Source organism: Microbacterium sp. MAH-37, assembly GCF_009758255.1.
GTDB lineage: Bacteria > Actinomycetota > Actinomycetes > Actinomycetales > Microbacteriaceae > Microbacterium.
This window is the reverse complement of sequence record NZ_WSEN01000006.1, coordinates 125,319-146,440: the sequence shown is the minus strand read 5'-3', so window position 1 is coordinate 146,440 and position 21,122 is coordinate 125,319. Positions and strand designations below refer to the sequence as shown.

Annotated in this window: 20 protein-coding genes; 12 read left to right on the top strand and 8 right to left on the bottom strand. The window is 69.9% G+C overall.

Features of this window, described 5'->3' with window-relative positions; all coding sequences use genetic code 11:
• Positions 1–816, top strand: coding sequence for an ABC transporter permease (locus tag GON06_RS06545; protein WP_157311506.1), 816 nt, complete (start codon positions 1–3; stop codon positions 814–816).
• Positions 816–1,553, top strand: coding sequence for an ABC transporter ATP-binding protein (locus GON06_RS06540; RefSeq protein WP_157311505.1), 738 nt, complete (start codon positions 816–818; stop codon positions 1,551–1,553). The genes GON06_RS06545 and GON06_RS06540 overlap by 1 nt, the downstream gene beginning before the upstream one ends.
• Positions 1,554–1,557: 4 nt before the next feature.
• Here the strand turns inward: GON06_RS06540 and GON06_RS06535 are convergent, their stop codons facing one another.
• Genes GON06_RS06535 through GON06_RS06515 form a run of 5 tightly spaced genes read right to left on the bottom strand, consistent with a single transcriptional unit; the run spans position 1,558 to position 7,804 of the window.
• Entirely contained in the window at positions 1,558–2,169 is a 612-nt protein-coding gene (locus tag GON06_RS06535; RefSeq protein WP_157311504.1) for a hypothetical protein, read from the bottom strand.
• A gap of 1 nt (position 2,170) precedes the next feature.
• A complete protein-coding gene (locus tag GON06_RS06530) occupies positions 2,171–3,127 on the bottom strand; it encodes a glycosyltransferase family 2 protein (RefSeq protein WP_157311503.1) in 957 nt (318 codons plus the stop codon).
• Entirely contained in the window at positions 3,124–5,034 is a 1,911-nt protein-coding gene (locus GON06_RS06525) for a glycosyltransferase (RefSeq protein ID WP_332837223.1), read from the bottom strand. The genes GON06_RS06530 and GON06_RS06525 overlap by 4 nt, the downstream gene beginning before the upstream one ends.
• Before the next feature lie 59 nt (positions 5,035–5,093).
• The gene (locus GON06_RS06520; RefSeq protein WP_157311501.1) at positions 5,094–6,389 is read right to left on the bottom strand and encodes an O-antigen ligase family protein; all 1,296 of its coding nucleotides are present in this window, start codon (positions 6,387–6,389) and stop codon (positions 5,094–5,096) included.
• A complete protein-coding gene (locus tag GON06_RS06515; protein ID WP_157311500.1) occupies positions 6,386–7,804 on the bottom strand; it encodes an O-antigen ligase family protein in 1,419 nt (472 codons plus the stop codon). The genes GON06_RS06520 and GON06_RS06515 overlap by 4 nt, the downstream gene beginning before the upstream one ends.
• A gap of 90 nt (positions 7,805–7,894) precedes the next feature.
• On the opposite strand from GON06_RS06515, the gene manA reads away from it, so the two are divergent.
• The 4 genes from manA (at position 7,895) to GON06_RS06495 (ending at position 14,034) form a co-directional block, all read left to right on the top strand.
• Positions 7,895–9,016: a mannose-6-phosphate isomerase, class I gene (manA, locus tag GON06_RS06510; RefSeq protein WP_157311499.1), complete on the top strand. Its 1,122-nt coding sequence runs from the start codon at positions 7,895–7,897 to the stop codon at positions 9,014–9,016.
• A gap of 170 nt (positions 9,017–9,186) precedes the next feature.
• Positions 9,187–9,501 carry a WhiB family transcriptional regulator gene (locus GON06_RS06505; protein ID WP_157311498.1) on the top strand — a complete coding sequence of 105 codons (315 nt, stop codon included), beginning with the start codon at positions 9,187–9,189 and terminating at the stop codon, positions 9,499–9,501.
• Positions 9,502–9,586: 85 nt separating this feature from the next.
• Entirely contained in the window at positions 9,587–12,574 is a 2,988-nt protein-coding gene (locus GON06_RS06500) for a glycosyltransferase (protein WP_157311497.1), read from the top strand.
• Positions 12,571–14,034, top strand: a complete 1,464-nt coding sequence (locus GON06_RS06495) for a DUF5719 family protein (RefSeq protein ID WP_157311496.1) — start codon at positions 12,571–12,573, stop codon at positions 14,032–14,034. Before GON06_RS06500 ends, GON06_RS06495 begins: the two co-directional genes overlap by 4 nt.
• Before the next feature lie 9 nt (positions 14,035–14,043).
• Here the strand turns inward: GON06_RS06495 and GON06_RS06490 are convergent, their stop codons facing one another.
• Positions 14,044–14,466 (bottom strand): hypothetical protein, encoded by a 423-nt coding sequence (locus GON06_RS06490; RefSeq protein WP_232528274.1) that lies wholly within the window; start codon positions 14,464–14,466, stop codon positions 14,044–14,046.
• A gap of 82 nt (positions 14,467–14,548) precedes the next feature.
• Here GON06_RS06490 and GON06_RS06485 point away from each other — a divergent pair, with 82 nt between their 5' ends.
• The 4 genes from GON06_RS06485 to GON06_RS06470 all read left to right on the top strand — a co-directional run bounded on the left by GON06_RS06485 (position 14,549) and on the right by GON06_RS06470 (position 17,848).
• Complete coding sequence (locus tag GON06_RS06485; RefSeq protein WP_157311495.1) at positions 14,549–14,755, top strand: DUF3499 family protein; 207 nt, start codon at positions 14,549–14,551, stop codon at positions 14,753–14,755.
• A gap of 122 nt (positions 14,756–14,877) precedes the next feature.
• Positions 14,878–15,789: an efflux RND transporter periplasmic adaptor subunit gene (locus tag GON06_RS06480; protein WP_332837222.1), complete on the top strand. Its 912-nt coding sequence runs from the start codon at positions 14,878–14,880 to the stop codon at positions 15,787–15,789.
• Positions 15,786–16,637 (top strand): ABC transporter ATP-binding protein, encoded by an 852-nt coding sequence (locus GON06_RS06475; protein ID WP_332837221.1) that lies wholly within the window; start codon positions 15,786–15,788, stop codon positions 16,635–16,637. The genes GON06_RS06480 and GON06_RS06475 overlap by 4 nt, the downstream gene beginning before the upstream one ends.
• Positions 16,634–17,848, top strand: a complete 1,215-nt coding sequence (locus tag GON06_RS06470) for an ABC transporter permease (RefSeq protein WP_157311494.1) — start codon at positions 16,634–16,636, stop codon at positions 17,846–17,848. Before GON06_RS06475 ends, GON06_RS06470 begins: the two co-directional genes overlap by 4 nt.
• Before the next feature lie 22 nt (positions 17,849–17,870).
• Here GON06_RS06470 and GON06_RS06465 read toward each other — a convergent pair whose 3' ends face one another.
• Complete coding sequence (locus tag GON06_RS06465; RefSeq protein ID WP_157311493.1) at positions 17,871–18,680, bottom strand: RDD family protein; 810 nt, start codon at positions 18,678–18,680, stop codon at positions 17,871–17,873.
• A 16-nt stretch (positions 18,681–18,696) separates the two neighbouring features.
• On the opposite strand from GON06_RS06465, the gene GON06_RS06460 reads away from it, so the two are divergent.
• A complete protein-coding gene (locus GON06_RS06460; RefSeq protein ID WP_332837220.1) occupies positions 18,697–19,692 on the top strand; it encodes a stage II sporulation protein M in 996 nt (331 codons plus the stop codon).
• Between the two features lie 65 nt (positions 19,693–19,757).
• On the opposite strand, the gene aqpZ is transcribed toward GON06_RS06460, so the two are convergent.
• Positions 19,758–20,513, bottom strand: a complete 756-nt coding sequence (aqpZ, locus tag GON06_RS06455; RefSeq protein ID WP_157311491.1) for an aquaporin Z — start codon at positions 20,511–20,513, stop codon at positions 19,758–19,760.
• Between the two features lie 154 nt (positions 20,514–20,667).
• Here aqpZ and GON06_RS06450 point away from each other — a divergent pair, with 154 nt between their 5' ends.
• A complete protein-coding gene (locus GON06_RS06450; protein WP_157311490.1) occupies positions 20,668–21,102 on the top strand; it encodes a Fur family transcriptional regulator in 435 nt (144 codons plus the stop codon).
• Positions 21,103–21,122: the final 20 nt, after the last annotated feature.

The following is a 21,122-nucleotide window of genomic DNA, read 5'->3' as shown; positions in this document are numbered from 1 at the left end:
ATGTCGACGACGGTGGGGGCGCCGGGCACGCCCCGGCGCTACTTCCACTCGCTGTGGCTGCTCTCGGCCCGCGACCTGAAGGTGCGCTACTCGACCAGTGCGCTCGGCTACCTGTGGTCGGTCCTCGACCCGCTGGTGATGAGCGCGATCTACTGGTTCGTGTTCACGCAGGTCTTCCATCGCAGCGCCGGTGAGCAGCCTTACATCATCTTCCTGATCAGCGCGCTGCTGCCGTGGGTCTGGTTCAACACCTCGGTCGGCGACTTCACCCGGGCGTTCAAGAAGGACTCGCGTCTGGTGCGGTCGACGGCCATTCCGCGATCCATCTGGGTCAACCGCATCGTGCTCAGCAAGGGAATCGAGTTCCTGTTCTCGCTTCCTGTGCTGGTGATCTTCGTAGTCGTGAACCTCCTGGTGGAGAAGGATCCCCAGTACATCGCGGACATCGGGTGGGGCATTCTCTGGTTCCCGGTGGCAGTCGTCTGGCAGACGGTACTGCTGGTCGGTCTGGGACTGCTCGTCGCGCCGCTGTGCGCGCTGTACACCGATCTCGAGCGCACCACGGCGCTCATCCTCCGTGCGCTGTTCTACGCGACGCCGATCATCTACAGCGTCCGCGACCTGCCGGGCGCGTTCGAGACGATCGGTGCCTTCAACCCGCTCGCGGGGATCATGACGCTGTACCGGATGGCGTTCTTCCCCGATCAGTGGGACCTCAAGGTGATCCTGATCGGCGCTGCCGTCACGCTGGTGATCCTCGTCCTGGGCGTCTGGACGTTCCGCACGCTCGAGCGCCCCGTCCTGAAGGAGCTGTGATGACCGCCGCCATCGAGGTCGACGGGCTCGGCGTCCGGTTCCGACGTAACCGGCGGGGACGCCGCTCGCTGAAGGATCTGTTCGCCGGCGCCAGCCGGCGCTCCCGGCCTGGGGAGTTCTGGGCCTTGCGCGACGTGTCATTCACCGTCGCGCCCGGTGAGGCGATCGGCGTCGTGGGCCGCAACGGCCAGGGCAAGTCGACACTGCTGCGCCTGGTCGCAGGGGTGCTGCTGCCCGACGAGGGCACCGTGACGGTCAACGGGGGAGTGGCGCCGCTGATCGAGCTGACCGGCGGATTCGTCGGCGACCTCACCGTTCGCGAGAACGTGCGACTCACGGCGGGACTGCACGGCATGGCCAAGGACGAGATCGCACGCCGCTACGACGAGATGATCGCCTTCGCCGAGCTGGAGGACTTCCAGGAGACGCCATACAAGCACCTGTCCAACGGGATGAAGGTGCGCCTCGCGTTCTCGGTCGTGTCACAGCTCGAGGAGCCGATCCTGCTCGTCGATGAGGTGCTGGCCGTGGGCGACAAGGCCTTCCGCGACAAGTGCTACACCCGCATCGACGAACTGCTCGCCGAGGGCCGCACGCTGTTCTTCGTCAGCCACAACGAGCGCGACCTGCGCCGGTTCTGCCGGCGCGGCCTGTACCTGAACAAGGGCGTCCTGGTGCTGGACGGGCCGATCGGTGACGTGCTGGACCGCTACAACGCCGACAGTACCGCGCGCTGAGGGTTCAGAGACCGACGATCTGCTTGAGCGACTGCTCGGCCGAGGTGGCCGACTTCATCGCCTCCGACGTCGACGAGCCGTTCGCGTATGCGGTCTGCAGGCCTGAGAGCGCTTTCAGATAGGCGTCGGTTCGCGTCCGCCACTCGTCCGCGATCGACGAGGGCGCGACGCTGTCGGACAGCCTCTCCGCATCCTGTCGCAGCTGGTCGACGACTTGTACGGCATCCTGCCCGGTCATGCCGGAGAGCATGCCGAGGCCGGTGTCGGCGTCGGTCAACACGGGGCGGACCTTGTCGCGGAACACCGCAAGGCTGGGATCGGCCGGCGGCGGGGGAGTGACCGGCGCCGAGGTCTGCGTGGGTGCGGCGGTGGGGGTGCTCGTCGGCGTAGATGTCGGTGTCGGTGTCGGTGTCGGTGTCGGTGTCGTGCTCGCCGTTGCTGTCGGCGACTCCGTCGGCCCGGCATCCGGCGTCGTCTTCGGCAGAAAGAGCAGAAACAGCACGACCGCGATCACCACCGCGGCGACGGACAGCCCGACGATCAGCCAGACGCGGCCGGGATGCCGCTTCTTCTCCGGCGGGAACGACCAGACGTACTCAGGCTGCTGCTGCGACATCTCAGCCCTCCAGCGGTGCCATCGGGCGCCAGCTGCGGTCGCGGCCGATCTTCCCGCCGTCGCGTAGTCCGCGGAACAGGTTGCTCGTGCCGCGCACGGTGCGCTCGACGAACACGAGCCGGATCAGCTCCTTGAAGAACGTCAGCGTCGTGCCGGCGCCGAACAGCACCGGGTTGTAGACCCCGTTCGCGCGGTAGTAGTGCTTGATGAACGCACGGTTGCGCATGATGTAGTACCGGTACGCGTTGCTCGACGCGTTCAGATGGCGGATGCCGAGGTCCCACTGCACGATCTCGCGGGTGCGTCGCAGCACGAACTCGTCCACGATGACGGCCGTGGTCTTCCGCGACGCCAGCCAGCCGTACAGCTGATCGTCCCAATAGATGAAGAAGCGGGGATCGGGAAGGCCGATCTCCTTGACGATCGACCGGTGGATGAACATGCCCTCGAAGCATCCGCTGTTCATCTCCTTGAACCCGGTGCCGTCGAAGCCGGACGGGGCGAACGGGATCGGGATGCCCATGCGCTCCGCGATGCGGTACTGCCAGTAGAACTCGCTGCCGTCGTAGTCGTATCGGCGGCCCTGGATGCTCTTGAACCGCTCGGACCAGTGGCCCATGCGGGCCAACCCGTCAGGGAGCACCTCGACGTCGTCGTCCATCATCCAGATCCACTCGGATCCGAGCTCGTACGCGGTGCGCATGCCCTCGCTGAACCCGCCGGAGCCGCCGGTGTTGGTCTCCAGCCTGCGGTACACGATCTCGGTGCCGAGGTCGGCACGGAACGACTCCACGACCTCGGTGGTGTCGTCGGACGAGGCATTGTCGATGATCACCACGCGACCCGGCTTCGGATCCATCGTGCGGATGCTCGTGAGCAGCCCCTGCAGCAGGTGCGAACGGTTGTAGGTGACGATGACGATGGCCGCGGAGGCGGGGTCGAACAGGTCGGCGGTCAAGACTGCTCCTCAAAGGTGTGCTGCCAGGCGGCGTCGGCGACGAGATCGGGGAGCGCCTCGCGGTACTCCTTCTGCAGCTGCGGCCAGCGGCGCTTCAGTTGCCGATGCAGGCGCACGCTGTCCACCAGCATCCGCCGGTACTTGGCGCGATCGCGGGTGTAGATGTTCTTTCCCGAGCCGTCGGCTGAGCTGACCAGGGCGCTGTCGAAGGCGGGCAGACGCCACCACTGCGCGTCGTCCTTGCCGAACTCAGCCTCGGGCTGTGCGACGTTCTCCGGTGCGGGCTGCCGGATCCAGTGCGAGATCAGCGTGCTCAGCGTGAACCAGCGCAAGCGGAACCCTGTGGGGTTGTCGAGGTCGTTCTGCTTGCGCGGCGTGTAGACCTGGCGGCCCCGTCGGGAGTGCAGCACCACCGAAGGGTCGCGGTGCACCACGGTCTCGGGGAAATCGGCGGCGAGAGCCCGCGCGGCCGGCATCGCCGTGGCCAGGTTCCGGCGCATGTGCGCAGGGCCGGAGAGTACGTCGCGCAGCGCCTTCGCCCGCAGTGCCGTGGGATAGTACTGCATCATCATCAGGTGCTTCAGGTCGACCCGGCGGCTATGCACCAGTAGGCGTCCGCCACGCGGAGCGTTCGAATGCAACAGGCCCGCCACGATGCGGTTGCGTGCATGGAAGTACGCCTGCCAGTCGATCGTGTCGTCTTTGTTCACCCAGGACACATGCCACAGCGCGACGCCCGGAAGCGAGACCGTCGGGAATCCGGCTTTTCCCGCCCGCAGGCAGAACTCAGCATCATCCCACTTGATGAATGCCGGGAGCGAGAGTCCCACTTCGCGGATAGCCGCGAGGGGGATCAGGCACATCCACCAGCCGTTGTAGTCCGCGTCCATGCGCATGTGCAGCAGCGGAGACTGTCGTAGGTTCGCGACGCCGAAGTCGTGTGGCATGCGCTCCTGATAGAGGTTGCGCCACATGAAGGGCGACTCATCGACGACCTCGGCCCAGCCGTGCAGCTTGGGCCGGTCCAGCAGATCGAACATGTGGCCGCCGACGAGCACGGGCGTGGTCGCGTACCGACCGAACACGATCGAACGGCGCAGCGACTCGGGCTCGAGACGTACGTCGTCGTCGAGCAGTTGCACGAAGTCGCTCTCCGGCCGCTGCAGCGTCTCGTGCATCGATCGGGCGAAGCCGCCGGATCCGCCGAGGTTCGGCTGCCGGATCACCGACAGCGTCTCGCCGAGCCGGCCGGCGACGTCGTCGAAGCCCTCCTGTTCGGCGACCAGCTGGGTGCCCTGGTCGATGAGGAAGATACGGTCGACGACTTCCAGCGCATCCGGGGCATCAGCCAGAGCGCGCAGCGTCTCGACGCAATAATCGGGCTTGTTGTATGTCGTGATGCCGAGCGACGCCTTGCCGGCGCGCGCCGGCTCTTGCTCGGTCGTCCACTCCGCGCCCTCCAGTACGGCATGCTTCTCGTCGGCCACGACGTCGAACCAGAGCCATCCGCCGTCGGAGTACTCGGTCAGTGGCAGGTCGAAGTGCGAGACCGCGCTGCCGGTGACTTCACGATCGTCGACGCGCTGTCGGACACCCGATCCATTGGATCGATAGACGAGGATGGTCGCAGGCCCCGTGGTGCGCACCGTGAGCCGCACCTCGCGGACGCCCGTCCAGTGCTGCCAGTACGAGGCGGGGAAGGCATTGAAGTAAGTGCCCAGCGACACGCGTCGGCCGGCGACGATGCGCGCCCTCGTGCGGCCCAGGATGTTGCCCAGGTGTGCGCGGTTGGAGACGCGTACAGGCTCGTCATCGATGACGGACCACGTCTCGGGGTCGGCGTAGAGCGGCAGCAGGTCGGGATCGCGGTCAAGGGGGAACACGACGTTCTGCAGCACATGGGTCACGGGGGACAAGCCTACCGGGCGTGCCCTGTGAACGCCGGGCGACAGGACGTCAGACCCGCTCACCGCACCGGCAGCGTCGGCATCGTCCCGGTGTGCGCGGCGTCGATGTTCTCGCGCCACGACCGCGACTGCCCGGCGCGCAGGGCGCACAGTACGAGCATGAACCATCCGGCGCCGACCAGCGTGAAGCTCTCGAACATCGAGTCGATCGCGAGCGTCACCAGCACCAGCGGCGTCCACGCGTACACGACGGACCGCCGCACGCTGGCCACCAGCCAGGAGCGGACGATCGCGACGCCGCCGAGCACGACGAACAGCAGCAGGCCCACCCAGCCCAGCTGCAGCAGCACGTCGAAGTACGCGTTCAGGGCGCTCTGGTGGTGCTGGTCGAGCAGGATGTTGATGTAGATGTACGGGAACTCAGTCTCGCGCCATGCGCCGACCCAGCCGTAACCGAGGATCGAGCTGTCCGGCACGAAGTCCAGGATGGTGTTCCACAGGTCCGCGCGCATCGAGAAGTCCGACCCGGCGTCCAGGAGCTGGATGATCTGATGCCGGCGCAGGAAGGCGGCGACCAGCCCGACGATCACGACTCCGCCCAGCGCCCACTGCGCCATGTTCCGCCGTGCAGCCGGGGTATGCCGGACGATCATCAGCGCGAGGCTGGCGACGCCGACGCCCGCGGCGAGGACGACGACGGTCGGCGAGGCCGAGAGCAGCGCGAGGAACGCGCCCAGCGCCACGGACCCCACGGCGACGGGCGTCGAGACCGACCTCGTGCGCCACTCGATCACGAAGGTGATGAGCGCGATCACCGCGACGAACCCGAGCATGTTGCGCGTGCCGAAGATGCCCTGGATCGGCCCGCCGGAGGCGAGGGCGCCCTCGATGCCCAGACGCTCGAACGGCACGTCGAGCAGGATGCCGGAGAGCACCTCGAGCGACAGCGAGACGACGAGCAGCCAGCGCAGCGTGTCGCCGATGGCGCGAACGGTCTGCAGGGTGTCCCGCACGTGCCCCACGGCGATGGCGAGGACCGCGTAGCCCAGCAGCGACGCCCAGCCGGCCAGTGTGTCGGAGCGGTCGGTGCTCCACACCACGCTGAGGAGGGCCAGCGCCAGGAAGCCCAGCAGAGACGTCGGCGCCAGGCGCAGCAGGCTCAGCTCGTCTCGGCGGGCGAACAGCACGGCGACGCCGACCACCGCCAGCGAGACGATGACCGTGGCGAGCGTCAGCGGGGACGAGAGCCGTTCGATCGCGAACGAGCCGAACACGGCGATGAGCACCGCGATCGTGTACGCCCTCGCGAACTCGGCCGAGGCGAGCAGGCGCAACGGATGCCGGAGATCTGTCATGGCACCTGTCGTGCCTGCTCACCGTGCGCGAGCACGGAGGACCGTTCGTCGAGCCCGACGCCGACGAGGGGCACGGACTTGATCTTGAACGAGAACATCACGAGCAGCATCCAGCCCCACAGCATGATCGGCGCGGATTCCGCCAGCCCCTCCACCAGCAGCGCGGCGACGACCATCGTGGGCAGCAGCGACAACGGCGAGTACGGGCGCCTCGCGTCGAGGTCCCAACGCGGACGATCCACCGCGAAGAACCAGGCGCGCCAGGCGAGCGCCGCCCAGGCGGTGGCCATCAGCAGCACCCCGACGATGCCGAGCTGGAAGAACACGTCCAGCCACATGTTATGCGCGTGGAAGACGGTGAGCTTGTGGTCGACGATCCAGCCCGAGAAACCCGGATCCCAGGGGACCCAGGGGGAGGAGTAGCCGTTCCCGATCACCGGATGCGTGATCGCGCGCTCCCACACCTTCGCCCAGATCTCGAACCGCCCGGTCATGTCGGAGTCCTTGCCGAACGCGGCCAGCACCTGGTCGCGCAGCACGAGGCCGCCGGCGACGCCGACCACGACGACGAGAGCCGAGCCCGCGTAGATCGCCGTGCGCTGCGAGGGGCGCCGTGCGCTGCGCATCAACAGGGCGATCACCAGCACCACGCCCGCCGCGACGCCGCAGAGCACGCTCGTCGCCGACGCGGCCTTGTAGAGCAGGATCAGGGCCACGACCGCCCACCCGATGAGTGCACCGCGTCGTCGCACCCCGGCCGCGTACAGCACGCCGAAGACCATCAGCGCGAGCAGACACATGATCGAGAGCGTGTGCGCATTGCCGACGATGCCCTGGATGCGTCCGTCGTTGAAGAGGTTGCCGCGCACCCAGTAGATGTGCGGGTCGATCTTCCCCTCGGGGACGTCCGCGAAGTTCGGCAGGATCGGATGCCGCAGCACGAGAGCCACCCACAGCTCGATCGCCAGCGAGAGTCCGAGGATCCACTTCAGCGCACTGGACAGCGCGCGCACCAGTTCCTGCCAGGTGAGCATCGTCGCGGTGAACAGGGCGTTCACGGTGACAGCGGCCCACAGCGCCCAGGTCATCAGCGTGGCGCTCGGCCACTCCGACCAGATGACGGAGAGCAGCGCGAACCCGCCGTACCCCAGCGCGACCCAGGGGAGCCGCCGCCACGGAAACCTCGTCGGGCGCTGGTGCACGATCGCCGGGATCCAGATGCCCAGGATCCCGGCGGTGAGCACCGCCATCGCCACGACGGCGCCTGTCGACCCGAGCAGATTGAACACCGCGGTGTGCGCGAGGGTCGCGAAGAGCGTGAGGACGATGTACCCGCGCAGCATGAGGTGACCGGTGGTCTCCCGCTCGGGAGCCGTCGGCGCGGGGGAGGCGGGGTGCTTGCTCAACTGGGCCATCGCGTTTCAGGCTACCGCGCAGAGGCCCGGGAACCCCTGTGGAAGCGGTTCGGCGCGGCATCCGCCCGACATCGTCCTACCCTGGTGATCATGCTGATGCGACTGACGAACGTGCCGCGTGACTACGCCTGGGGATCCACCTCGCTGCTGGCCGAGCTCGAAGGGCAGGCGCCCGCGGCCGGCCCCGAGGCCGAGGTGTGGTTCGGAGACCACCCCGGAGACCCCGCGGACCTCGCGGACGGACGCACGCTGGACGCCGTGACCGGAGGATCGCTGCCCTATCTGCTCAAGCTCCTCGCCGCCGCCGACCCGCTGTCCATCCAGGTGCACCCCACCAAGGAGCAGGCGAGGGCCGGCTTCGCCCTCGAAGCGGGGCTGTCCGCCGACGACCCGCAGCGCAACTACCGAGACGACAACCACAAGCCGGAACTCATCGCCGTGCTGAGCGAGCGGTTCGAGGCGCTCGCGGGCCTGCGGCCGGCGGATGCCACGCTGCGCCTGCTCGCGGCGCTCGACGACGCGGCGGGCGTGCAGACGCTCCGCGCGCGGCTGTCGGGTGACGGCGACGTGCTGCGCGACACGATCGGCTGGCTGCTGTCCGGCGATGCGCAGACCGAGGTCGACGACGTGATCGCCGCGCTCGCCGCTGCCGAGTCCGAGGAGTTCGCCACCGAGCTGCGCGTCGTGCGCTCCGTCGCTGAGCGCTATCCGGGAGATCCCGGCGTGGTCGTCGCCCTGCTCATGAACGTGGTGGTGCTCTCGCGCGGCGAGGGCGTGTTCCTCCGCGCGGGCCTGCTGCACGCGTACGTCTCGGGGCTCGGCGTGGAGATCATGGCCGCGAGCGACAACGTGCTGCGCGGCGGCCTCACGCCCAAGCACATCGACGTGGCGGAGCTGCTCTCGATCCTGGACACCACTCCCGGTGATGTCCCCGTGCTCCGCCCCGAGGAGGGCCCTGTCACGACCTATGAGGTCCCGGTCCCGGACTTCGCGCTGCGCCGGGTGGAACTGGAGGGCGTCGAGGTCCCCGTCGAGGTGCGGGGATCGGCGATGGTGCTCGCGACCGCCGGCGATATCCTCGTGCGCGGCGCCGACGGCGAGGCGGTCACGGTGCCGGTGGGCACCGCGGTCTTCGCCTCGGCGGAGGAGCGCCGGCTGGTGCTCAGCGGCAGCGGCGAGGCGTTCGTGGCCGAGCCCGGCGCGACGGACTGAGACCGCGAACGGCGACGCGACACGCCCGTGCGACACGCCGAACGATCGTCAATGAACCTTAAAGAGCGAGTTGAGGGTTTACGATCCGCGACTTGACCCGACCGAATGACACGGGTGTAATTACTAGTGCACGGCCCGAGGGGGGCAAAGCAAAGGGTTGGGAGATCGAGATGACGGGTTACCGTTCGGACGTTCCCGACAACTGGTACGTCGATCCGGTCGATCTCGGCGTTCCGGGGGTCAGGCAACCGGAAGAGCATGACAACGCACTCGCATGGCAGGCCGACGCGCTCTGCGCGCAGGTCGATCCCGAGGCGTTCTTCCCCGAGAAGGGCGGCTCCACTCGCGACGCCAAGCGCATCTGCAGTTCCTGCGATGTGCGCGGCGAATGCCTGGAGTACGCGCTGAACAATGACGAGCGCTTCGGTATCTGGGGCGGTCTGTCCGAGCGCGAACGGCGCAAGCTCAAGCGTCGCGCCGGCTGAGCCCGCTCCCTGCGACCCCGCTTCTCGGGGCGCGCCGGGTGGGCTCACCGCGCACGGACTCCGGTCTGCCTAGGCTGGCCAGGTCATGCCAGCCCGAGTTCACGCCCTTGTCGTCACGCGCTCCGGTGAGTCCGCGCGCACCCAGCTGACCCGCACCCTCGACGCGGTGCGCACCCAGACCCTCGTGCCCGAGGCGGTCACGATCGTCGTGACGGGTAGCATCGCCGCCATCCGCGGCGACGGTTTCCCCTCGATCGTCGAGGGCGTCGTCGAGACCCGCGCAGGGCTCTCCTACGCCGACGCGCTGCAGGCCGCGTACCCGCGCGTCCCGGAGGGACGGGCGGTGTGGCTTCTCGCGCAGGACACCGTCCCCGAGCCCGATGCGCTCGAACTCCTCGCAGGGGCGCTGGAGCGCTCGCCTTCTGCGGCGATCGCCGCTCCCAAGCTCACCGACGAGGGCCGTCGCGAGATCGTCTCGCTCGGCGTGAGCATGACCTCGCTCGGCCGGACCGTCGAACTCGCCGCCGGCGAGCTGGACCAGGGACAGCACGACGGTGCCGACGACGCTCTCAGCGCGGACATCCGCGGAATGCTCATCCGGGCGGAGGTCGCCCCGTCGCTGCGTCCCGATCCTGCACTGGCCGGTGCCGACGAGGGACTCGACCTGGGCGTCCGTGCCCGCCTCGCCGGCGGCAGGGTCGTGCTCGTGCCGCCCGCACAGGTGTCGGTCCGCCAGGACGGACCGGCCGCCCTCCCGCAGCGCGAGTCGCAGCGTGCGTGGGCCACGCGCCTCGCCCAGCTGCACCGCCGTCTCAGCTATGCGCCGCTGGCGGTCGTGCCACTGCACTGGCTCACGCTCCTCCCGCTCGCACTGTGGCGCTCCGCGGGGCACCTGATCGGCAAGCGGCCCTCGTCGGTGGCTCCGGAGTGGGCAGCCGCGTTCACCGAGATGCTCCGCTTCGGTGCCGTCGCGCGATCACGCGCGGCGATCGCCGCGACGCGCAGTGCGAGCTGGGCGGCCATCGCTCCGCTGCGCATCACGCGGGCAGAACTGCATCGGAGTCTCGACGACGGCTACGGCAGTGAGGGCGGGGCAGTCAGCGAGCTGCGCTTCTTCTCAGGAGGCGGCGCCTGGGCGGTGCTCGCCGCGCTGGTCGTGAGTATCGCGAGCTTCACGACTCTGCTGGCATGGCCGGGCATGGGCGGCGGCGCGCTGCTGCCGCTGCACGAGACCGTGTCGGCTCTCTGGGCGGATGCCGCGTGGGGCCTGCGCGGTCTTGGGCCGCACACGGTCGGCCCCGCAGATCCCTTCGCGGGCGTGATCGCCGTGCTCGGATCGCTCTGGCCCGGGTGGCCGTCGCGTGCGATGGTGCTGCTCTGGCTGCTCGCACTGCCGCTGGCCGTGCTGGGCGGATGGTTCGCTGCCACGCGCGTCACGGACCGGTCCGGCCTCCGGATCCTGGGCGGCGTCGCCTGGGCACTCGCGCCGACCTTCCTGACGGCGCTCGTGCAGGGACGCCCTGCCGCCGTCATCCTGCATCTGCTCCTGCCCTGGGCCGTGCATGCGGCTGTCGTCGCGCATCGCTCCTGGGGCGCGGCGGGTGCGGCCTCGCTGCTGATCGCCGCATCCCTGGCCTGCGCGCCGTCGATCGCCCCCGCCGTCGTGGCGCTGTGGGCCGTCGCCCTGATCCTCATCCTCGTCCGCGGCCGGATCCACGGCGCTGCGCGCCTGATCTGGACGATGATCCCCGCGGTCGCGATGTTCGCACCCCTCGTCTGGGCTCAGTTGCGGCACGGCTCCGCCGTCGCCCTGCTCGCCGACCCCGGCTCGATCTGGCCGGAAGGGCCGCAGGCCACGGCGGATGCTGCCGGACGAGCCGTGCTGGCGACGGGATTCCCGTCGCTGGATCTCGCCGGCTGGGCGTCCGTGACGGGTGCGCCTCTGGCGCTGGTGCCGCTGCTGCTCGCGCCGCTCGCGGTGCTGGCGCTGATCGCATCCGTCGCCCCGCGCTGGCGTGCCGGGATCGTCCTACTCGCGGTCACCGTGACCGGAATCGGCACGTCGTTCCTCGCGGCCGGTGTCGTGGTGAGCTTCTTCCACGGCGACAGCGCGGCGATCTGGCCCGGGTCGGGCCTGAGCCTCGCCTGGATCGGTCTCGTCGGCGCGGCGCTGGTCGCTCTCGACACCGCCCTGACGCTGACCTGGGTGCGCTCGGTCGCGGCGACGCTGGCGGGCCTCGCACTCGCGGTGTGCGCGCTGCCCGCGCTGACGGCGGAGCATCAGGAGCGCGCCGTGATGAGTGCCGCTGCCGCGCAGACACTGCCGGCGCTGGTGGCAGCCGAAGCCGACCTCGAGGCCGGAACCCTCGTGCTGACGCCGCGCGACGACGGCGCCCTGGCGACCGACGTGGTCTGGGGCCCGGGGCGCACGCTGGGCGCGCAGACCACGCTGCTCTCGACGGCGACGGAACCACGCGATGACGGTCTCAGCTTGCTCGCGGTCGACCTGCTCTCGGCCCGCGACTACGACGCGGCGAAGTCGCTCGCCGACCGGGGCATCTCCTTCGTGCTTCTGGCGCCCGGCGGCTCGGACAAGGGCGAGGCCCTGCACAACGCCGCCCAGACGTCGATCGAGCAGCGCACCGGTTTCGTCAAGGCCGGCAGCACGGCACGCGGGGTGCTCTGGCGCATCGAGGGTTCCATCGCTGCCCGTCCGGGACTCGACGACGGGCAGCAGGCCGCGTCGCGCCTGGTGGTGCTGCTGCAGCTGATCGCTGTGATCGCCGCGCTTCTGCTGTCCATCCCGACCCGTGCCTCCCGCCGCGCCGCTCGCGCGCAGTCCCGGATCGTGGGGCGGGCTCCCGAGGAGCCGGCGGTGATCTCACGCCGTCGCGACGCCCTCGCCCAGGCCGATGCCGAGGCGCGGGAGCTGGCGAGCATCGCCGGCGAGGGGACCGGGGTGGTCGTGCCCGCTTCGGCCGCCGCCGAGACACCGGCCGAAGAGACTGCATCGGCGGAGGAGCACGGAGCGACGGCATCGCCGGCATCCGATGACGAGGAGGACCGTTCATGACCGCGAACCGTGCGCTGCGCGTGGCGGCGACGAGCGCCCGCGTCCTCACCGGGACGATCGTCGCGGCCGGGTGCGTCCTGGGCGTGATCGCCGGCATCGCGGCTCCCTGGCCCGGCGTCGAGCATCAGCCGGCGAAGGTCAGCATCACGCCTGTGCCCGGCGACAGTGTGCTGGTGTGCAACGGATCCTTCCGCGCACTCGGGCGCGACACGACACAGGCCGAGCTCATGATCTCCGCAGGCGAGCCGCGCACGGTCATCGGCGGCTCCGAGGGCGACCCGGCATCGGCCGCGCTGGCGATGCCGGATCTCGCGGGCGGCTCCGGCGCGCGCAGCCTGACCGGCGCGGTGCAGGATCGAGAGGCGCCGCTCATCGCCGGCGCCGAGTCGCTCACGCTGAGGACGGACGATCTCGTCGGGCTGTCGGCCTCGGCCTGCAGAGCCCCGCAGATGCGGACCTGGCTGGTCGGTGGGGACGCGTCCACCGGCGCCGCCGACGTGATCGTGCTGTCGAACGCCTCCGAGGTCCCCTCGACGGTGACGCTCACCGTGTACGGCGTGCAGACGGCGACCAGCAGTCAGGTCGTGCCGGCGATGACCCAGGTCGCCGTGCCGCTCTCGTCCATCGCGCCCGGGGAGGCGACCCCGGTCGTGCAGGCCGCTGCGGAGGGGGCGCCGGTGCGCGCCAGCCTGCAGTCATCGTTCACGCAGGTGCTGCAGCCCATCGGCAGCGACGTGCAGGACGGCATGGCGGATGCGCAGCGCTCCCTCGTCCTCACCGGCGTGCAGGTGACCGCGCTCGCAGGCGACGGCGACGCGGGAACCGTGCTGCGGATGCTGTCACCGTCCGCTGACGGCGAGGCGGTGATCACCGTCCGCCGCGAGAACACCGACGAGTCCACCGAGTACCGCATGAACCTGCTCGGGGGTGTGCCGAGCGAACTCTCGCTCGGTGAGATGCCGGTGGGCACGTACGACGTCGAGATCACGGCGGATCAGCCCCTGGTCGCCGCGGTGCGTCAGTCGATCGCCGCGGGCCGCAGCGCCGACTTCGCGTGGATGACCCCGGCGCCGGAGATCTCCTCCGACCTGATGTTCGCTGTGCCTCGAGGCCCCTCGCCGCTGCTGCACCTCGTCAACCCCGGCGACGCCCAGGTCTCGGTGATGATCCGTGACGGTGACGATGAGAGCACCGTCGCGGTGCCGCCGGGGGAGTCCGTCTCGGTGCGGCTGTGGGGCGGCTCGACGCCGGTCCTCTCGCCGGATGGCCCGGTGCACGCGTCGATCACGATGCTCGAGGAAGCCGCCGGGGGAACCGCTCCAGACACCACTCCGGATGTCGGGGCTGGACCGGATGCGCCGCCGACCGCACCCCCGAGCGAGGGCGAGTCCGTCGGCATCGCGGGGTGGCCGCTCTCGCCGGATGCCCAGCGGCAGCCTGCGATCACCGTCTACCCCTGACGCGTCTGCTCAGCTCTCGGGGCCGAGTTCCCAGGGCTCGCGGCCGATGTACTCCGCCGCGGCGTGGAACACAGCGCTCTCGATGGCGTAGCGCCGGTGGTAGGCGTCGTCGTGGCCCTTGGGAAGCAGCCGCTCGATGGGCACGCGATACAGCGAGATCCTCTGCTGCTGGTGGTCGATGCGCCAGCGGGGAACGCGGTCGGGACGATCGTGCAGCGGCATTGCGGCGATCTCGAACCTGACATCGCGCAGTTCCGGCCAGGTGCCGCGGAGGAACTCCACCGCGGTGCCGACGGTGAGGTCGAAACGGTCGATGCGGCCGTCCAGAGGCGGCAGCGGCGGGCGCACGACTTCGCTGCGTCCGAGCCGCCCGTGCCTGCCGTGCCTGGCGCCACGAGCGGCAGGGGCGTGCGATGAGCGACGGCGGGGCATGGGGAGAGTCTATCCGGGCGGCATCCGGGGCTCTCCGCGCGGCATCCGCGGGTGCGCGCCGTGCGCGCGTAGCCTGTGGGGGATGGACGGACGACTGTGCTCGAAGGTGGGCTGCGCGCGTGAAGCGGTCGCTACCCTGACGTACGACTACGGCGACCAGATGGCCGCGCTCGGACCGCTGGGTCCCGCAGGGCACCCGCATGCACACGACCTGTGCGTGCAGCACGCGGACCGGCTGTCCGTGCCCTCCGGATGGCTGGTCGTGCGACACGAGGCGCTGCGCGCTTGACGACACCTCGGGAAGAATCAGGGGAAACCCTTACATACCCGGAAAACACTATTCGCTAGGCTGATGCCGGATGCGCCAGGGCGGCGCCTCCGGAAAGGGCAGCCGTGCTCGTCTGGCGTCGTGTGGTTCTCCCCGTCATCCTGGTGATCGTGCTCGGCGCAGCCGCAGCAGCACTGGTGAAGCTGGCCTTCTTCCCGGACGGCCAGCCGGTCGCTGCGGCCGAGCCGCAGGCGAGCATCGCCGACCCGGTCGTCGCCGTCGAACGCGGTTCGCTGACGAACGCGCTCACCCTGGACGGGAACATCGCGAGGGACGACTCCTATCCGGTGCGCAGCGAGGTGGACGGTGTCGTCACCGACGTGCGCGTGGCCGACGGCGCAACGGTGCAGAAGGGCCAGGTCCTGTTCACCGTGAAGCAGACCGAACCGGCGAAGAAGGTCGACATCGTCGCCCCCGAGGCCGGCGAGGTCTCCGAGATCGGCGTCGTGAAGGGACAGGCGACGAGCGTCGGTGGGGAGATCCTCACCCTCACGCCCAGCCGGTACCACGTGCTCGCGACCGTCCAGCCCGCGCAGCTGTACCGGCTGGTGAACGCTCCCGCAGAGGGGCAGGTGACGATCACCGACGGACCGGCGCCGTTCGTGTGCACGGGGGTCGGCGTGCAGGTGGCGGAGGACGGCACGGCGAGCGTGCGCTGCGCGGTGCCATCAGGGCAGACCGTGTTCGCCGGACTCCCCGCGAAGCTCGACCTCGCCCTCGGCAAGGTGGACGACGCCCTCGTGATCCCGGTGACGGCGGTCAAGGGCGGCGCCGGCGACGGCGTGGTCTGGCTCGACGCCGGCGACGGCACCGAGCCTGAGGAGCGCACCGTGAAGCTCGGCGTGAACGACGGCGAGCAGGTCGAGGTCGTCGAGGGGCTGGCCGAGGGCGATCAGGTCCGGCAGTACGTGCCCGGATTCGCCGCACCGGTCGAGGAGAACTGCTGGGACGACGGCACGGGCGTGCAGTACTGCGAGTCGGGGACGAGCTGGTGAGCCTGGTCGCACTGCACGACGTCGCCAAGAGTGTGCGGCTTCCCGACGACTCCCTGCTGCAGATCCTGCGCAGCGTGAGCCTCGAGGTCGGCGCGGGCGATCACGTCTCGATCGTGGGGCGCTCCGGCTCGGGCAAGTCCACACTGCTGAACATCCTCGGGATGCTGGACATGCCCACCTCCGGCTCGGTCTCCTTCGAGGGGCGCGAGGTGCGCAGGATGCGGCCAGGAAGACTCGACCGGCTGCGCGGCGCGAACGTGGGCTTCGTGTTCCAGCAGTTCAATCTGCTGCCGGGGCGCACCGCGCTCGACAACGTCATGATGCCGCTGGGCCACGCCCGCGGACGGATGTTCTGGAACCGTCGCCGCATCGCCGCCGACATGCTGGAGCGCGTCGGGCTCGGGCACCGCGTCGACCAGGTGGCCGACCGCCTCTCCGGCGGCGAGCAGCAGCGTGTCGCGATCGCCAGGGCGCTGGTGCGCCGCCCCCTGCTGATCCTGGCCGACGAGCCCACCGGCGCCCTCGACATCGACACCGGCGCGACGGTGATGGCGCTGCTCGACGAGGTCGCCACCGAGACGGATGCCGCGCTGGTGACGATCACGCACGACCTGCACGTCGCCGCGCGGGCGCGGCGGCACTACCGGCTGGATGCCGGTGTGCTGGCCGAGGCCGACCTGCAGCGCGCGTTCGAGGCGTCGACGCTGCAGGCCGCGGTGGCCGAGGAGCCTGTGGACGAAGCGCCGTTGGATGAAGGGCCCGTGCTTGTCGAGGAGTCGGGCGAGGCATCCGTCGACGCGGCATCCGTCGACGCGGCATCCGTCGAAGCGGCGGAGGCCGCCCGATGACGGGCGTGCTCGGCGCCCTGGCCGACGCCTGGGCCGAGATCCGCGTGCACAAGATGCGCGTGCTGCTCAGCCTGATCGGCATCGCCGTCTCCGTGGCAGCGCTGACCGCCGTGATCGCCTTCTCGGAATACTCGATGCAGAGCCAGATCGAGCAGTCCGATCGCTATGGCGGCCGGGCGGCGACCATCGCGGTCACGCCGATGGACGAGAGCGGCGCTCCGGTCGACGCAGCGGCGTTCCAGGCCCGGTTCGACCGCGTGGCCGAACGCTACGACTTCTCGCACGTGGCGCGCGCCGTCGAAGGGGTCCAGGTGCAGGTGCAGTCTCCGGACGGCGTCCGCGCGACGCCGGTGCGGCTCATCGATCCCGCCTTCACCGTCATCCACCGCGAGCAGCTGATGGAGGGGCGGGAGTTCCGCGCCGACGACGCGGAGGCGCTGTCGCCCCCGGTGATCATCAGCGAGCCGATGTGGGACCGACTGGGCAGGGTGCCGCTGGACCAGCATCCGACGATCTCGCTGGTCGGAGATGCCGCCGGCACGTACCAGGTGGTCGGCGTGCGTCCAGGACAGTATCCGAACGACACCGAGGTGCGGATGGATCTGCTCTACGAGGCCTACACGGCGCGGGTCGATCGTCTGCCGGAGGGTGCGCAGCCCCGCTGGGACGTCTGGGTCGGCGACGAGCAGGCCGGCGCCATCGGGCCGGTGCTCGCGATGGATCTGCGCGCGGGGCTGCCGAAAGGCCAGGTCGTGATGGTCGACCGCACCGACTACGCCGCCCAGAACGGCTATGCCGAGAACATGCGGCTGCAGGAGCTCATCATGGGCGGTATCGCGGGGCTCATCCTCGCTCTCGGCGCCCTCGGACTGATCAACATCCAGCTCGTCGCCATGCGTCAGCGGGTGCGCGAGATCGGCGTGCGGCGTGCCTTCGGCGCGACGGCGGGCCGGGTGTTCAGCACCGTCTTCCTGGAGAGCCTCGTGGCGACCACCGTCGCAGGGGTCATCGGCATCGCACTCACCGTGGCCGTGCTGCGCTGGATCATGGCGGCGGATGTCATGCAGATGAATCTCCAGGACGTGCCGCCGTTCCCGATGCGCGCTGCCCTGACCGGGCTCGTCGCCGCAGTGGTGGTGGGCGCGCTGTCCGGCTTCATCCCGGCGCTGGTCGCGCTGCGAGTCAAGGTGATCGACGCGATCCGGTTCTGACGGCGCCGGCCGGAGTGTGCGGTCAGACCCGCACGCGCCGGCCGGTCAATCGCTCGGCACGGTCATCGGCCAGCGCCAGAGCGCGGGTCTCCCGCGAGCGGCGCAGCACGGTGACCGCGACCAGCAGGGTCTCCGCCGGGACAGGCGGTATCGGCGACACGAACGGGGCCGCCTCCGCGACCAGCTCATCGGCCAGGCGGGCGCGAGCTGCGTGGCTGAGCATCGCCGCGCTCGCCAGGAACTGCGAGATGCGCCGCGCCAGTCGATCCGGCAGCTTCGCGACATCCGCGATGCGGGCCCAATCGGACATGCCGGGCGGCAGCATCGGCGGTGCGGACACCAGCGCGGGCACGCGCACCCGCTGGCTGTACGTGCCGGCGACCAGGTCGCCGAGCCGCTGCGACCGGGGCGAGAGGGCGCCGGCGATGATCGCGACGCTGCCGAGGGTCATGTAGACCTCGAGCACGCCCAGCAGCCCTCGGATGAACGAGTGCCGGAATCCGATCGCTCCGCCGTCGACCCGCACGATGCGTCCGCCGACGGCGAGCTTGCCCAGGCTCCGCCCGCGCAGGGCGACCTCGACGGTCACCGGCAGCACCAGGAAGCTCACCACGATGGCGGTGACCTGGAAGATGCGCATCGTGGCCTCGTCGAGCAGACCGAGCTCCAGCAGCCAGATGCTGAGGAAGACGAAGGCCAGGTACACCGCGAAACCGAGCACCATGTCGATCATCGCGCCGGCGGCCCGCAGCAGGAAGCCGATCGGCTGCGCGTCGATGGCGACCGCCTCGCCCGAGAGGATCTCCTCGGAGGCGTCGATCGGCAGGGACATGAGTACAGTAAATCAGGTGGATGCCGATGCCCTCGCCGATGCGCGCCGCCAGGAGTGGGAGTCCCTCGACAGGCTGAGTCGCACCCGTCATCTCGACGGCGCGGAAGTCGACGAGCTGATCGTGCGCTACCGCGCGGCCTCGGCCGATCTCGCCGAGCTGAAGACCTCGGTGGGGGAGTCCCCGCAGAGCATCCACCTCTCCACGATCCTCGGTGCCGCACGACTGCGGCTGACCGGGGCATCCGACGGTGTGCTCGCGCAGGTCGGCCGCTTCTTCGGATCGCAGCTGCCCGCCGCGCTGTATCGGGTGCGCTGGACCACCCTGGTCATCGCGGTCGGGTTCGTGCTCGTGGCAGCCGGGGTGGCCGCATGGGTGGCATCCGATCCGGCGCTCGTGGCGACGCTGGGCCCGCCCGACCTGCTGAAGCAGTATGCGGAAGAGGACTTCACCGGCTACTACACCGAGAATCCGGCGGCGGAGTTCGCCGGCATGGTGTGGACCAACAACGCCTGGATCGCACTGCAGTGCGTGCTGTTCGGCATCACCGGCATCTGGCCGCTGTACATGATGGTGCAGAACGCGATGGGCATCGGCGTGGCGGCGGCCGTCATGGCCGCGCACGACCGGCTCGACGTGATGGTGCTGTACATCCTTCCGCACGGGATGCTGGAGATGACCTGCATCTTCGTGGCGGGCGCGGCCGGGCTGCACATCTTCTGGGCCTGGGTCGCACCTGGCCGGCGCACGAGGTCCGAAGCGCTCGCGACCGAGGGCCGGGCGCTCGCCACGGTGGCCATCGGACTGATCTTCGCCCTGTTCCTCTCCGGACTCGTCGAGGGGTTCGTCACCGGCTGGGGGCTCCCGTGGCCGGTCAAGCTCGGCATCGGCGCTGCGGCGCTGGCGGTCTTCCTCATCTACATGCTGGTGGTGGGCGGACGCGCCGCACGGCGCGGCGAGACGGGCGACCTGTTGGAGTACGAGGCAGGGACGCCCCGTCTCGTCGCCGGCTGACCGCGCCCGAAACGCGAAAGAGGGCCGGCGCGCGCTGCGCCGGCCCTCTTCACGATCCGTGCGGATCAGATCTTCTGCGTGCTGTCGAACAGCGCCTTGTAGGCGAAGCCTGCGAGCAGCGCACCGACGATCGGGAACACCAGGAACACCCAGAGCTGCGAGAGCGGGCCGACTCCGCCGTAGATCGCCGCGGCGATCGAGCGGGCCGGGTTGACCGAGGTGTTGTCGACCGGGATCGAGATCAGGTGGATCAGCGTGAGCGTGAGTCCGATCGCGAGCCCGGCGAACTTCGTGCCGCGCTCCGGATGAGTCGTGCCGAGGATCACCAGCAGGAAGAAACCGGTCAGGATGACCTCGATGATGATCGCGGCCAGCATGCCGAAGCCGCCGGGGGAGTGCTCGCCCCAGCCGTTGCTGGCGAAGCCGGCATCCTGGGCTCCGGCGAGCCAGCCGTCCGGACCGAACATGCCGATCAGTACCAGCAGCGTCGAGGCGATCGCACCGCCGACGACCTGAGCGACGATGTACGGCACGACGTCGCGCCACGGGATGCGGCCCGCCGCGGCGACGCCGAGCGTGACGGCGGGGTTGAAGTGGCCGCCGGAGAGCGGTCCGAAGGCGTAGGCGCCGACGACGACCGTGAGACCGAACGCCAGCGCGACCGGGAAGTACACCCCGGCGTTGGGTGAGGGGTCGACGTACAGGTTCGAGGCGAAGAGCGCGGTGCCGACGCCGCCGAAGACCAGGAGGAACGTGCCGAAGCCCTCTGCGGCGAGTTTCGCGCCGAGCGTGGGAGTCGCCGGGGACGGGGAATCAGTCATTTTCTCTGTCCTTACCTTGTGGAAGCCACGGCGGTTGCCGGACTTTCACATGATTCCGCACTCTCAGCAGATGCACAGCCGGGACACGCCGCCCCGCGACACGCCCGCGGATGACGCCCTTTCTTGAATCAATCAAAACAGCTAGGCTGGGCGCATGCCCGTCACCCACGCCACCGCTGCCGACATCGCCATTCGCGGCGCCGGTCTGCGGATCACCGACTCGCGGCGTGCGGTGTACGACGCACTCCGCGATCACCCGCATGCCAGCGCCGACGAGGTGCATGAGAGCGTGCGTCTGCGCGTCGACTCCACCAGCATGCAGTCCGTGTACAACGCCCTCGGCGACTTCGCCGCGGCGGGCCTGGTCCGCCGCATCGAACCGGCCGGGCACCCGATGCTGTTCGAGCTGCGCGTGGACGACAACCACCACCACCTGGTGTGCACGGGCTGTGGTGCCGTCGAGGACGTCGACTGCGCTGTCGGCCACGCCCCCTGCCTCACTCCATCGGATGATCGCGGATTCTCCATCTCCGCGGCGGAAGTGACGTACTGGGGGCTGTGCTCCCAGTGCGCCACGGACCGCGCCTGAACCACCCACGACCGCACACG

What these genes read in the sequence shown, in the direction of transcription:
- GON06_RS06515 (WP_157311500.1), bottom strand. Translation starts at nt 7,804, where the DNA reads ATGGCCCAGTTGAGCAAGCACCCCGCCTCCCCCGCGCCGACGGCTCCC.
- manA (WP_157311499.1), top strand. Translation starts at nt 7,895, where the DNA reads ATGCTGATGCGACTGACGAACGTGCCGCGTGACTACGCCTGGGGATCC.
- GON06_RS06495 (WP_157311496.1), top strand. Translation starts at nt 12,571, where the DNA reads ATGACCGCGAACCGTGCGCTGCGCGTGGCGGCGACGAGCGCCCGCGTC.
- GON06_RS06545 (WP_157311506.1), top strand. Translation starts at nt 1, where the DNA reads ATGTCGACGACGGTGGGGGCGCCGGGCACGCCCCGGCGCTACTTCCAC.
- GON06_RS06535 (WP_157311504.1), bottom strand. Translation starts at nt 2,169, where the DNA reads ATGTCGCAGCAGCAGCCTGAGTACGTCTGGTCGTTCCCGCCGGAGAAG.
- GON06_RS06500 (WP_157311497.1), top strand. Translation starts at nt 9,587, where the DNA reads ATGCCAGCCCGAGTTCACGCCCTTGTCGTCACGCGCTCCGGTGAGTCC.
- GON06_RS06520 (WP_157311501.1), bottom strand. Translation starts at nt 6,389, where the DNA reads ATGACAGATCTCCGGCATCCGTTGCGCCTGCTCGCCTCGGCCGAGTTC.
- GON06_RS06470 (WP_157311494.1), top strand. Translation starts at nt 16,634, where the DNA reads ATGACGGGCGTGCTCGGCGCCCTGGCCGACGCCTGGGCCGAGATCCGC.
- GON06_RS06465 (WP_157311493.1), bottom strand. Translation starts at nt 18,680, where the DNA reads ATGTCCCTGCCGATCGACGCCTCCGAGGAGATCCTCTCGGGCGAGGCG.
- aqpZ (WP_157311491.1), bottom strand. Translation starts at nt 20,513, where the DNA reads ATGACTGATTCCCCGTCCCCGGCGACTCCCACGCTCGGCGCGAAACTC.
- GON06_RS06450 (WP_157311490.1), top strand. Translation starts at nt 20,668, where the DNA reads ATGCCCGTCACCCACGCCACCGCTGCCGACATCGCCATTCGCGGCGCC.
- GON06_RS06485 (WP_157311495.1), top strand. Translation starts at nt 14,549, where the DNA reads ATGGACGGACGACTGTGCTCGAAGGTGGGCTGCGCGCGTGAAGCGGTC.
- GON06_RS06505 (WP_157311498.1), top strand. Translation starts at nt 9,187, where the DNA reads ATGACGGGTTACCGTTCGGACGTTCCCGACAACTGGTACGTCGATCCG.
- GON06_RS06540 (WP_157311505.1), top strand. Translation starts at nt 816, where the DNA reads ATGACCGCCGCCATCGAGGTCGACGGGCTCGGCGTCCGGTTCCGACGT.
- GON06_RS06490 (WP_232528274.1), bottom strand. Translation starts at nt 14,466, where the DNA reads ATGCCCCGCCGTCGCTCATCGCACGCCCCTGCCGCTCGTGGCGCCAGG.